Raw genomic sequence first — 12,180 nt, 5'->3', positions numbered from 1 at the left:
TGTGCCATCTACCCGCAGTTGTACTTGCGCGGGGCCCTCTGCGGCAATCCCAAATCGGCAATCGGGGGGCTGCTGCGGACCCGAACTCCTCGTTCGGAACGGCGGATGGCCCGCCCCCCCGAGGGGGGACGGGCCATCCGGCGGATCGTCAGAATGCTTGTTCTCAGCGGACTCTCAGGCAACCGGCAGAGTACGCGGCTTGAACGACGGCCGGGTCGCCTCGAAGGCCGCGATGTCGGCCTCGTTCTGCAGTGTGATGCTGATGTCATCCAGGCCGTTCAGCAGCCGCCAACGGACATTGTCGTCCAGCTCGAACGAGGCCGTGACGCCTTCGGCGCGCACCTCGCGGGCCTCCAGGTCGACGGTGATCTCGGCGGTCGGGTCGGCCTCGGTGAGCGCCCACAGCCGCTCCACCGTCTCCTGCGGCAGGACGACCGTGAGCAGGCCGTTCTTCAGCGAGTTACCGCGGAAGATATCGGCGAAGCGGGACGAGATCACGGCGTGGAAACCGTAGTTCTGCAGTGCCCAGACGGCGTGTTCACGGGACGATCCGGTGCCGAACTCGGGGCCGGCCACCAGCACCGTGGCGCCCTGGCGCTCGGGCCGGTTGAGGATGAACGACTCGTCCTTGCGCCAGGCCTCGAACAGCCCGTCCTCAAAACCGGAACGGGTGACCTTCTTCAGCCAGTGCGCCGGGATGATCTGGTCGGTGTCGACATTGCTGCGGCGCAGCGGCACGGCCGAACCGGTGTGGGTGGTGAACTTCTCCATGCTGCTCAGGCCTCCACAGCGACGTCGGCGGTCAGATCGGCGGGTGCGGCCAGTCGGCCGAGCACCGCGGTCGCGGCGGCGACCTGCGGCGAGACCAGGTGGGTCCGGCCGCCCTTGCCCTGCCGGCCCTCGAAGTTGCGGTTCGAGGTGGAGGCGCAGCGCTCGCCGGGGGCCAGTTGGTCGGGGTTCATGCCCAGGCACATCGAGCAGCCCGCGTGGCGCCATTCGGCACCGGCCGCGGTGAACACCTTGTCCAGGCCCTCCTCGACGGCCTGCAGGGCGACCCGCACCGAGCCGGGGACGACCAGCATCCGCACGCCGTCGGCGATCCGGCGGCCCTCCACGATGGCCGCGGCGGCCCGCAGGTCCTCGATCCGGCCGTTGGTGCAGGAGCCGACGAAGACGGCGTCGACCTTGACCTCGCGCAGCGGGGTGCCGGCCTCCAGGCCCATGTACGCCAGGGCGTTCTCGGCGGCGGTCCGCTCCTGCGGGTCGGCGAAGGACGCCGGGTCGGGCACGGCGGAGCCGAGCGGCGCGCCCTGGCCCGGGTTGGTGCCCCAGGTGACGAACGGGGTCAGCTCGGTGGCGTCGATGAAGATCTCGTGGTCGAAGACCGCGTCCTCGTCGGTGGCCAGGGTCTTCCAGTACGCGACCGCGGCGTCCCAGTCCTCGCCCTTGGGCGCGTGCGGACGGCCTTCCAGGTAGTCGAAGGTGGTCTGGTCGGGGGCGATCATGCCGGCCCGGGCGCCCGCCTCGATGGACATGTTGCAGATGGTCATGCGGGCCTCCATGGAGAGGCCGCGGATGGCCGAGCCGCGGTATTCCAGGACGTAGCCCTGACCGCCGCCGGTGCCGATCCTGGTGATGATCGCCAGGATCAGGTCCTTGGCGGTGACGCCCTCGGGCAGCTCGCCCTCGACCGTGATCGCCATGGTCCTGAACGGCGCCAGCGGGAGGGTCTGGGTGGCCAGCACGTGCTCGACCTGGCTGGTGCCGATGCCGAACGCCAGGGCGCCGAACGCACCGTGGGTGGAGGTGTGAGAGTCCCCACAGACGACGGTGGTGCCGGGCTGGGTCAGGCCGAGCTGCGGGCCGACCACGTGGACGACGCCCTGCTCGATGTCGCCCAGCGAGTGGATCCGCACCCCGAACTCGGCGGCGTTGCGGCGCAGCGTCTCCAGCTGTACCCGGGAGACCGGGTCGGCGATCGGCTTGTCGATGTCCAGGGTCGGGGTGTTGTGGTCCTCGGTGGCGATCGTGAGATCGGTGCGGCGGACCGTGCGTCCGGCCAGCCGGAGGCCGTCGAAGGCCTGCGGGCTGGTCACCTCGTGCAGCAGGTGCAGGTCGATGTAGAGCAGGTCGGGCTCGCCCTCCGCGCGCCGCACGACGTGGTCGTCCCAGACCTTCTCTGCGAGTGTCCGTCCCATCGGGTTCCCTCCAGCCGGCCGCGTTGCCGGCCTTCTCGTGTCGTCGAGGTCAGTGCTTTCGCCGCCCTGTGAGGCTTGCGCCGCGCGACCTGCACGCCGGATCGGTGTCCACCATGCGGACGCTCTGTCGAGGCCGCATCCTGGACGTCTCCCGGGCTGCTCTCTCCAGAGTGGCGCTTTTCCCGGAAGATTGAACTTGCGTCTCGCGGAATGAGACTGCAGTCTTAGGGCATGGACAACTCTAGCGGCGTCGGCGTTCTCGACAAGGCCGCTCTGGTGCTGAGCGCACTGGAGTCGGGCCCCGCCACGTTGGCGGGGCTGGTCGCCGCCACCGGTCTGGCGCGGCCCACAGCCCACAGACTCGCCGTCGCACTCGAACACCACCGTCTGGTCACCAGGGACATGCAGGGGCGGTTCATCCTCGGCCCCCGTCTCTCCGAACTCTCCGCCGCGGCGGGCGAGGACCGGCTGCTCGCCACCGCGGGCCCGGTCCTGACCCACCTGCGCGACGTCACCGGCGAGAGCGCACAGCTCTACCGCCGGCAGGGCGAGATGCGGATCTGCGTAGCCGCCGCCGAGCGGCTCTCCGGTCTGCGGGACACCGTCCCGGTCGGCAGCACCCTGCCGATGAAGGCCGGCTCGGCCGCCCAGGTCCTGCTGGCCTGGGAGGAGCCCGAGCGGCTCCACCGCGGCCTCCAGGGCGCCCGTTTCACCGCCACCGCGCTGAGCGGCGTCCGGCGCCGCGGCTGGGCCCAGTCCATCGGCGAGCGCGAGCCGGGCGTGGCGTCCGTCTCCGCGCCCGTCCGCGGCCCCTCCAACCGCGTGGTGGCCGCCGTCTCCGTCTCCGGCCCGATCGAGCGCCTGACCCGCCACCCGGGCCGGCTGCACGCCCAGGCCATCATCGAGGCCGCCAACCGCCTCACCGAGGCACTCCGCCGCGGCTGAGCGGCACCGGCGGACAACGGAAAGGGCCCGCACCGGAAACTCCGGTACGGGCCCTTTTCCGCTGCGCCCGGGAAAGTCACCCGGGGTCGGGGCGCCCCGGGAAAGCCACCGGGGAAGGCCGCTCCGGAAAACGCAAAAGCCCCGGATCTCCGGGGCTTTTATTTCTGGCTGGGGTACCAGGACTCGAACCTAGACTAAATGAACCAGAATCACTCGTGCTGCCAATTACACCATACCCCAACAAAGCATTCAGCCGATGGGCGAGCCCACCGGCCTTCCTGCTCTGGTACCCCCGACCGGATTCGAACCGGCGCTACTGCCGTGAGAGGGCAGCGTGCTAGGCCGCTACACAACGGGGGCTTTCTTGGCGATCCCTTGCGGGATCAGTACCCCCGACCGGATTCGAACCGGCGCTACTGCCGTGAGAGGGCAGCGTGCTAGGCCGCTACACAACGGGGGCTTGTACTGCTTCGGTACTGCTGGGCACTGCGGTTACTGCAAGGGTACTGCGCTGGGGTACCAGGACTCGAACCTAGACTAAATGAACCAGAATCACTCGTGCTGCCAATTACACCATACCCCACCGGAGTTCAACCCCCTGACGGGGTCTTGCTCGGCGCTGCTCCGCCTGCTTGGTCCTGACGAGGTTTCTGGTCCCTCGCCGTTCCCTCCCGGGCGGCGCAGAAAGAACATTACCCGATGCCGGGCGCGGCTCCAAAATCGATAACCGCAGGCCGGGCCGGGAACGCCGCGGGCCCGGCCTGAAGCCGGGCCCGCGACCTGCTCGGAGGCTGCCTCAGGCGGCCGGAACGGCCGCCAGGGCGGCGGTCAGCCGACGCAGCGTCTCGGGGCGCCCGAGCAGCTCCATCGACTCGAACAGCGGCGGGGAGACCCGCCGGCCCGTGACGGCCACCCGCAGCGGCGTGAAGGCGAACTTGGGCTTGATGCCCAGCCCCTCCACCAGCGCCTCGCGCAGCGCCGCCTGGATCGGCTCCGGGGAGAAGTCCTCCAGCGCCTCCAGTGCCTTGATGCTGGCCTCCAGCACCGGGCGGGCGTCCGCGGTGAGCACCTTGGCCGCGTCGTCCGGGTCGAGCGTGAAGTCGGCCGGGTCGACGAAGAGGAAGCCCGCCATGTTGACGATCTCGCTCAGCACGACCATCCGCTCCTGGGTGAGCGGTGCCACCTTGGCCAGCAGCTCCAGCTGCGCGGCGGTCGGCTCGGCCGGGAGCAGGCCGGGGGCCTGCAGGTACGGCACCAGCCGGCGGACGAAGTCCTCCGGGGCCAGCCGGCGCAGGTGCTCGGCGTTGACGTGCTCGCACTTCTTCAGGTCGAAGCGGGCCGGGTTGGCGTTGACGTCCGCGATGTCGAACGCCTCGACCAGCTGCTCCACGCTGAAGATGTCGTCGTCCGCGGAGAGCGACCAGCCCAGCAGGGACAGGTAGTTGAGCAGGCCCTCACGGATGAAGCCGCGCTCGCGGTACAGGTTGAGCGAGGCCTGCGGGTCCCGCTTGGAGAGCTTCTTGTTGCCCTCGCCCATCACGTACGGCAGGTGGCCGAAGCGCGGGGTGCTGCCGTCGCCGACACCGATCTCGGCGAGCGCCGCGTACAGCGCGATCTGGCGGGGGGTCGAGGAGAGCAGGTCCTCGCCGCGCAGCACATGGGTGATGTTCATCAGCGCGTCGTCCACCGGGTTGACCAGGGTGTAGAGCGGCGCGCCGTTGGCCCGGACGATCCCGTAGTCCGGCACGTTCTCCGGCTCGAAGGTGAGCGTGCCGCGCACCAGGTCGTCGAAGCTGATGGTGGTGTCGGGCATCCGGAAGCGCAGGATGGGCTCGCGCTTCTCCAGCTTGTAGACGGCGATCTGATCGTCCGTCAGGTCCCGGCAGTGGCCGTCGTAGCCGGAGGGCCGGCCGGCCGCGCGGGCGGCCTCGCGGCGGGCGTCCAGCTCCTCGGTGCTGCAGTAGCAGTAGTAGGCGTGGCCGGCCTCGTGCAGGCGGCGGGCGACGTCGGCGTAGATGTCCATCCGCTGCGACTGCCGGTACGGCTCGTGCGGGCCGCCGGTCCCCGGGCCCTCGTCCCAGTCGAAGCCGAGCCACCGCATGGCGTCGAGCAGCTGGTTGTACGACTCCTCGGAGTCGCGGGCGGAGTCGGTGTCCTCGATCCGGAAGACCAGCGTGCCGCCGTTGTGGCGGGCGAAGGCCCAGTTGAAGAGGGCGGTACGGACCAGGCCCACGTGCGGGTTCCCGGTCGGGGACGGACAGAAACGGACCCGGACGGTGGGGTCGGTGTTAGCCACGCTTGATCACCTTGTTGGTGAGAGTGCCGATGCCTTCGATGGAGACGGCGACCTGGTCGCCGACGTTGAGGGGGCCCACCCCAGCGGGTGTACCGGTGAGGATGACGTCGCCGGGCAGCAGCGTCATGGCCTCGGAGATGTGGACGATCAGCTCGGCGACCGAGCGGACCATCAGGGAGGTGCGGCCGGTCTGCCGCGGCTCGCCGTTGACCGTGCAGGTGATGGCGAGGTCGGCCGGGTCGAGGTCGGTCTCGATCCACGGGCCGAGCGGGCAGGCGGTGTCGAAGCCCTTGGCGCGGGCCCACTGGCCCTCGCGCTGCTGGACGTCCCGCGCCGTGACGTCGTTGGCGCAGGTGTAGCCGAGGATCACCTCGGGCACCCGGTCCAGCGGGACCTCGCGGCACATCCGGCCGATCACCACGGCCAGTTCGGCCTCGTAGTGGACGTCCGAGGAGAACGGCGGGTAGGCGATCGACTCGGTCGGGCCGATCACCGAGGTGGACGGCTTGAAGAAGGTGAGCGGGACGTCCGGGACGTCGTTGCCGAGTTCGGCCGCGTGCGCCGCGTAGTTGCGGCCGACCGCGATGATCTTGTTGGGCAGCATCGGGCTGAGCAGCCGCACGTCCTGGAAGCGGTAGCTCTCGCCGGTCGGCTGGGGCTGCCCGAAGGGGTGGCCGGCCAGGGCGTGGACGACCAGTGACTCGGGCTGGGCGGGGTCGCCCTCGACCACGCCGAAGGAGACGCTGCCGGCGGCAGGGCTCCCCTCCCGGACGGAAAACCTGGCAATGCGCACGGCTGGGCTACCCCTCGCTTCGTCGGCCGCCCGGGGCGCGCCCGGGCGCTGGTGGGCGCCGCGCCCGTTGGGCCCGGCCCCGCTCAATCGTCGTCCAGGCTATCGCGTGAGCCCCCGGCTGACCGCTTTGCCCCTGTTCAGCGCGGTTGCGTCCGGCCCGCGCCGGGCCTGCCCGGGGACGCCGAAGGGCGCCTCGGCCGCACGGTGGGGTGCGGCCGCGACGCCCTTCGGCGAAGCGGGTCCGGTCAGTCCTGCGGGACGGCGGCCACCGGCGCGACCATCAGCGTGGTGCGGCGCGGGTTGGCCGTGCTGGCCGGCAGCTCGGTGGAGTAGACGACGACCTGCTCCGCCCGGCGGGCGCCGGGGATCTTGCTGAAGTCCTCGACCGAGGCCAGCGTGGTCCGGCGCGGGTTCGCCGTGGAGCGGCAGGACAGCGTGGACTTGGTGGCGGCCTTCTTCGCCTGGGACATCGCGTCAGCACCTCGGGGTCGCGGCCCGGCGCGTCCACGGGGAATCGACGCCGGCCTGAGTGATTCGGGGGATTCTGGGCAGGCTGATCGGGGCCGTGCTCCGGATGCAGCCAGATTACGGATCTCTTTCCACAGCCACCGTGACCAAAGCTACACATTCACCTGTGATTTTGCTCACAAATTGAAGAGCAATTCTCTTATATCCGACATATCGCTGCATCAGATTTTGCCGACATACCGGAAATAACGGGCATTCGGGAAGCTCTGTGACTCTTGTTGATCTCGGGTCAGGTTGGCATGTATCCGGCGAGTGTCCGAAAAAGGCGGTATTCCGGTCCGGTTGGCACACAGTCAGTGAAGTCATGCGCGCGTTCGGTAGCGCCACGCGGGGTGCCCTGTCGGCCCTTGTTGGGATTCCGCCGCTGTGCTGGAATGCCACGGACCGTGGGTAGGGAGCAGTCCACCCCGGCGACCCGCTCTCCCGGACCGGCCGGGGTGCGGATGGAAACTCCACACCGTCCAGGCTGCGGCGACGCGGCGGGACGCCCGGTCCAGAGGTTGCGACGCCAGTGCAGGGACGTTTCAAAAGGGGTAGCGGCGCCGCGGGTGACCCGGAGTCGCGTGAGCCCACAGCAGGCCCCCAGCAGGCGGTAGCGCCCGGCGGCCCGGCCGAACCGGCCCTCGAGGCGCCCGGCCGGCCCGGCCCCGGTGGCCCCGACTCCGGCCACCCTGGCTCCGGTGGCCCCGACTCCGGCCGGCAGGAGGACGACGGGCAGCAGGACCGGAAGTCGACCCGGGACAAGCTCCGCAAGACCCTCACCCGCCGGCGCGCCAAGGGCATGAGCCGGCTGGCGCTGCGCAACTGGCGGATCCGTACCCGCCTGATCGCCCTGCTCGCCCTGCCCGTGCTCGTCGCCCTCGTCCTCGGTGGCCTGCGCATCCAGACCTCGCTCGAGGCCTCGCAGCAGCTCGCCCAGATGGCCAACCTCTCCGATCTGGCCAAGAAGGCGACCAACCTCGCCGACGCCCTGCAGAACGAGCGGGACATCAGCGCCGGGCCGATCACCCACGACCCGGCCGCCCCGCTCGACGACGACATCGTCGCCGCCCGCAAGAAGACCGACGATCTGAGCCGCACCTTCACCGCCTCCTCGGAGAAGTTCGAGAACCTGGAACTCTCCGGCGGCAAGGCGCTGCTCTTCCAGATCCGCAAGGACCTGAACTCGATCTCGGACGCGCGCAACACGCCGTACCAGAACAACCAGAACATCCAGTCGACGATCACGGCCTACGACGTGATCATCCGCGACCTGCTGTCGATCACCCAGGACATCGCGCTCGGCTCCAACAACAAGGACCTGGTCCGCGCCACCCGCGCCCTCCAGCAGTTCTCGCTGGCCAAGAACACCACCTCGCAGCAGCGCGCCCTGATCAGCGCCGCGCTCGCCAACCCGAAGGCCCCGAACCTCAGCCTGAGCGACGAGTCCTTCGGTATCCGCCTGCGCGCCTCCTACGACAACGCGCTCACCAGCTTCAACAACATCTACACCTCGCACGACCTGGACAACCTGCGCGGCCAGCTCAGCTACAACTCGGTGGTCGCCGACGCCGACCGCTACGCGCGCTCGATCCTCCAGCAGAGCGGTATCCAGCAGACCGACCCGGTCTCCTACAAGGACTGGTATGAGAAGGCCAGCGCCAAGATCACCGCCGAGCGGCGGATCGAGAGCAAGCTGATCGAGGACCTGGACGGCAAGGCCCAGGACCTCCAGTCCGCCGCCGACACCGAGGCCCTGATCATCGGTGCCGCCGTCGCCCTGGTGCTGCTCGTCGCCCTCGGTGGCGCCGGTCTGATCGCCCGCTCGATGGTGCGCTCGCTGACCAGGCTGCAGGCCGCGGCCGAGGACGTCGCCGAGCGGCGGCTGCCCGAGCTGGTCAAGACGCTCTCCGAGAGCGACCCGCACGACGTCGACGTCACCGTCGAGCCCGTCGGCGTCGACTCCGCCGACGAGATCGGCCACGTGGCGCACGCCTTCGACATGGTGCACAGCGAGGCCGTCCGCCTCGCCGCCGAGCAGGCCCTCCTGCGCGGCAACATCAACGCGATGTTCACCAACCTCTCGCGCCGCAGCCAGGGCCTCATCCAGCGCCAGCTGTCGCTCATCTCCGAGCTGGAGAGCCGCGAGGCCGACCCGGACCAGTTGGCCAACCTCTTCAAGCTGGACCACCTCGCGACCCGTATGCGCCGCAACGGCGAAAACCTCCTCGTCCTCGCCGGTGAGGACCCGGGCCGCCGCTGGACCCGCCCGGTCCCGCTGGTCGACGTGCTCCGCGCCGCCGCCTCCGAGGTGGAGCAGTACGAACGCATCGAGCTCGCCACGGTGCCGTCGGCCGAGGTCGCCGGCCGCGTCGTCAACGACCTCGTCCACCTGCTCGCCGAGCTGCTGGAGAACGCCACCTCGTTCTCCAGCCCGCAGACCCGGGTCCGGGTCACCGGCCACGCCCTGCCGGACGGCCGGGTGCTGGTCGAGATCCACGACACCGGCATCGGCCTGAGCCCCGACGACCTCGCCGACATCAACGAGCGGCTGGCCAGCCCGCCGACCGTGGACGTCTCGGTCTCCCGTCGCATGGGCCTGTTCGTGGTCGGCCGCCTGTCGCTGCGTCACGGCATCCGGATCCAGCTGCGCCCCAGCGACTCCGGCGGCACCACCGCGCTGGTCATGCTCCCGGTGGACGTCACCAACTCGGCCGACCGCCGCGGCGCCGGCCGGCCCGGCTCCGCGCAGGCCAAGCAGCAGCGCGGGGCCGCCCCGACGCCGCGTCAGCAGCGCCAGATGCCCGGCAACCCCAACGGCGGCCCGAACGGCGGCCCGGCCGCGCTCGGCCAGGGCCCGGCGGGCGGTGCCCCGCAGGGCCGTCCGCAGCTCGGCCAGGGCGGCCCCGGCGGCCAGGCGGGCCCGGGTGCGCCGGGTGCGCCCGCCGGCCCGGGTGGCCGGCCCGGGCAGGGCGGCCGCAACGGTGGCGGTCTGCCGACCCGGCAGGCCGGCCAGTCGCTTCGCGAGGGCCAGCAGCCGCAGGGCAAGCAGCCGCAGGGCCAGCCGGCACCGAACCAGCAGGGCGGTCTGCCCCCGCAGGGCCCGGGCTGGCAGGGCCCGCCGCAGGGCGGCCCGGGCGGTCTGCCGCGCCGCGGCGGCCAGCAGCCCGGCCGGCCGCAGCCCGCTCAGGGCCGGCCCGCCGACGGCGGCCGCCCCGGCCAGGAGCGTCCGCGCGCCGAGTTCGACGGCGGGCCCGGTGCCCGGACCGCCGAGCAGCCGCAGCACGGCTGGGCCGACCAGCCGGGCCGTCCGGGTGGACCCGGCGGGCCGCAGGGCCAGGGGGCCCGTCCGGGCAACCGCCCGCAGGACGGGCTGCCGCAGCGCCGCCAGCCGGGGCAGGCTCCGCAGGGACCGGGTGCCCCGGGCGGCCAGGCTCCGCAGGGGCCGCGCCGGCCGCAGCGTCCCGGCCCCGGCCCGGAGGCGCCGCAGCGCGCCCAGCAGCCGCAGCTCCCGCCGCAGCAGTTCCAGCCGCAGCCGCCGCAGCAGGCCCAGCCGCTGCCGTCGGCCGAGCCGTCGTCGATGGAGAGCACCGCGCAGTTCGCCCGGCCGCGCTTCGAGGCCAGCGAGATCGACCCGCGTGACCCGCTGGGCCTCGGCCTGGTCGAGCCGGTGCTGCCGAACGTGCCGACCCCGCCCCGTCCGGAGCCGGTCCGCCAGGAGCAGGCGCGGCCCGAGCCGGTCCGGCAGGAGCAGTTCCGCCAGGAGCCGATGGCGCTGCCGACCGGCCCGTCCGAGGGCGGTGCCCAGGGCGGTCTGCCGGACTTCGGGCAGGACGGGCAGTCGTGGGCCCGCGAGGACGGCCGGGCCCGCTCGTACCAGCCGCGCCGGCCCGGGACGACCGCGCCGGGCTTCCAGGAGCCGGCACCGGGTCAGCAGGCCCAGGCCCAGCAGGCTCCGGCCCAGCAGGCCCAGCAGGCCGAACAGGCTCAGCAGCCGCAGCCGCAGCCGGGCCAGCCGGCCGGTCCGGACGACGCCCCGTGGCGCCCGTCCGCGAACGACGAGCGCTGGCGCCGGGCCGAGCAGGTCCGCGAGCCCTCCACCAGTGGCGTCACCATGTCCGGCCTCCCCCGGCGGACCCCGCAGGCCAACCTGGTCTCCGGCACCGCCGAGGCGTCCCCGCTGACCGGTCCGCAGGTCTCCCGCGCCCCCGAGGAGGTGCGCGGCCGGCTGACCAACCTGCGGCGCGGCATCCAGCAGGGCCGCCGGGCCGGTGCGGAACAGGCCGGCCAGGGCAACCCGGCGGGCTTCAACCATGGTGTCCAGCAGCCCGGCTTCGACGGTTTCGGAGGCCGGGAAGACGGCAACGGCGCAGATCATCAGGAGCGTTGAGTTGAATCAGATGAGCCAGGCCGCACAGAACCTGAACTGGCTGATCACCAATTTCGTGGACAACACCCCCGGGGTGTCGCACACGGTGGTGGTCTCCGCGGACGGCCTCCTGCTGTGCATGTCCGAGGGATTCCCCCGCGACCGCGCCGACCAGCTCGCCGCCGTCGCCTCCGGCCTCACCTCCCTCACCTCCGGCGCCAGCCGGATCTTCGAGGGCGGCGAGGTCAACCAGACCGTCGTCGAGATGGAACGCGGATTCCTCTTCCTCATGGCGGTCAGCGACGGCTCCGCCCTCGCCGTACTCGCCTCCCCCGACTCCGACATCGGCCTCGTCGGATACGAAATGGCCCTGCTCGTCGACCGGGCCGGCGCCGTCCTCACCCCCGCACTCCGCGCAGAGCTTCAGGGCAGTCTTTTGCACTGAGCGGACATCCCCCCGTCCCACCTCCCCGCCGGGTCTGACCCGACCAGGCCCGGCGTCTCACCCTCAGCTACCCTCAGGCAGCTGATTTCGCCTCGGCTGGCACCGCCCCAGCTGGAACCGGCTGCCCAAGGCTGCAGCACAAGGAGGACCCATGACCCCGCCTTCGACACCCGCCGGCTCGTACGGCAGTGGGTACGGCAGCGGCTACGGCGGGCAGCAGTCCGACGGCTACGAGCAGCAGCCGCTGGTCCGCCCGTACGCGATGACCGGAGGCCGTACCAGGCCCCGGTACCAGCTCGCCATCGAGGCGCTGATCTCGACCACCGCCTCGGCCGACCGGACCGGCGGCCTGCTGCCGGAGCACACCCGGATCGTCAGCCTCTGCCGTGAGGTCAAGTCCATCGCGGAGATCTCCGCACTGGCCGGCGTGCCACTCGGTGTGGCCCGCATCCTCGTGGCCGACCTGGCCGAGGCCGGCCTCGTCGCCATCCACCAGCCCGCCGCCGCGGGCGAGTCGGGCGGAACGCCCGATGTCACGCTGCTCGAAAGGGTCCTCAGTGGACTTCGCAAGCTCTAACGCGGCCGCCCCCACCCGCGCCACCACCTCCGCGAAGATCGTCGTCGCCG

General features: G+C 71.6%; 9 protein-coding genes and 4 tRNA genes. 4 read left to right on the top strand and 9 right to left on the bottom strand.

The window, feature by feature from the left end; all coding sequences use genetic code 11:
• Positions 1-174: 174 nt before the first annotated feature.
• On the bottom strand, positions 175-771 hold the full coding sequence (gene leuD, locus ACIQIB_RS28325; RefSeq protein WP_363608866.1) for a 3-isopropylmalate dehydratase small subunit: 597 nt from the start codon (positions 769-771) through the stop codon (positions 175-177).
• A gap of 5 nt (positions 772-776) precedes the next feature.
• Positions 777-2,198, bottom strand: a complete 1,422-nt coding sequence (leuC, locus tag ACIQIB_RS28320; RefSeq protein ID WP_363608864.1) for a 3-isopropylmalate dehydratase large subunit — start codon at positions 2,196-2,198, stop codon at positions 777-779.
• 231 nt (positions 2,199-2,429) lie between these two features.
• On the opposite strand from leuC, the gene ndgR reads away from it, so the two are divergent.
• The gene (gene ndgR, locus ACIQIB_RS28315; protein ID WP_148642806.1) at positions 2,430-3,143 is read left to right on the top strand and encodes an IclR family transcriptional regulator NdgR; all 714 of its coding nucleotides are present in this window, start codon (positions 2,430-2,432) and stop codon (positions 3,141-3,143) included.
• 165 nt (positions 3,144-3,308) lie between these two features.
• Here the strand turns inward: ndgR and ACIQIB_RS28310 are convergent.
• The 7 genes from ACIQIB_RS28310 to ACIQIB_RS28280 all read right to left on the bottom strand — a co-directional run bounded on the left by ACIQIB_RS28310 (position 3,309) and on the right by ACIQIB_RS28280 (position 6,702).
• Positions 3,309-3,383, bottom strand: a tRNA-Gln gene (locus ACIQIB_RS28310).
• Positions 3,384-3,427: 44 nt separating this feature from the next.
• A tRNA-Glu gene (locus ACIQIB_RS28305) sits at positions 3,428-3,503 on the bottom strand.
• Positions 3,504-3,530: 27 nt separating this feature from the next.
• A tRNA-Glu gene (locus ACIQIB_RS28300) sits at positions 3,531-3,603 on the bottom strand.
• A gap of 51 nt (positions 3,604-3,654) precedes the next feature.
• A tRNA-Gln gene (locus ACIQIB_RS28295) sits at positions 3,655-3,726 on the bottom strand.
• Between the two features lie 213 nt (positions 3,727-3,939).
• Positions 3,940-5,439 (bottom strand): glutamate--tRNA ligase, encoded by a 1,500-nt coding sequence (gltX, locus tag ACIQIB_RS28290; protein WP_400761479.1) that lies wholly within the window; start codon positions 5,437-5,439, stop codon positions 3,940-3,942.
• Positions 5,432-6,232 carry a fumarylacetoacetate hydrolase family protein gene (locus tag ACIQIB_RS28285; RefSeq protein WP_363608860.1) on the bottom strand — a complete coding sequence of 267 codons (801 nt, stop codon included), beginning with the start codon at positions 6,230-6,232 and terminating at the stop codon, positions 5,432-5,434. The genes gltX and ACIQIB_RS28285 overlap by 8 nt, the downstream gene beginning before the upstream one ends.
• Before the next feature lie 245 nt (positions 6,233-6,477).
• Entirely contained in the window at positions 6,478-6,702 is a 225-nt protein-coding gene (locus tag ACIQIB_RS28280) for a hypothetical protein (RefSeq protein WP_400761476.1), read from the bottom strand.
• Positions 6,703-7,271: 569 nt separating this feature from the next.
• On the opposite strand from ACIQIB_RS28280, the gene ACIQIB_RS28275 reads away from it, so the two are divergent.
• The 3 genes from ACIQIB_RS28275 to ACIQIB_RS28265 all read left to right on the top strand — a co-directional run bounded on the left by ACIQIB_RS28275 (position 7,272) and on the right by ACIQIB_RS28265 (position 12,130).
• Positions 7,272-11,129 (top strand): nitrate- and nitrite sensing domain-containing protein, encoded by a 3,858-nt coding sequence (locus ACIQIB_RS28275; RefSeq protein ID WP_400761474.1) that lies wholly within the window; start codon positions 7,272-7,274, stop codon positions 11,127-11,129.
• A gap of 10 nt (positions 11,130-11,139) precedes the next feature.
• Positions 11,140-11,553, top strand: coding sequence for a roadblock/LC7 domain-containing protein (locus tag ACIQIB_RS28270; protein WP_030057391.1), 414 nt, complete (start codon positions 11,140-11,142; stop codon positions 11,551-11,553).
• Positions 11,554-11,704: 151 nt separating this feature from the next.
• The gene (locus tag ACIQIB_RS28265; protein ID WP_400658640.1) at positions 11,705-12,130 is read left to right on the top strand and encodes a DUF742 domain-containing protein; all 426 of its coding nucleotides are present in this window, start codon (positions 11,705-11,707) and stop codon (positions 12,128-12,130) included.
• The last annotated feature ends 50 nt before the right edge of the window (positions 12,131-12,180 follow it).

Origin of the sequence: Kitasatospora sp. NPDC092286 (genome assembly GCF_044755565.1) — a bacterium.
Lineage (GTDB): Bacteria > Actinomycetota > Actinomycetes > Streptomycetales > Streptomycetaceae > Kitasatospora.
This window is presented reverse-complemented; position numbering and strand designations above follow the sequence as displayed.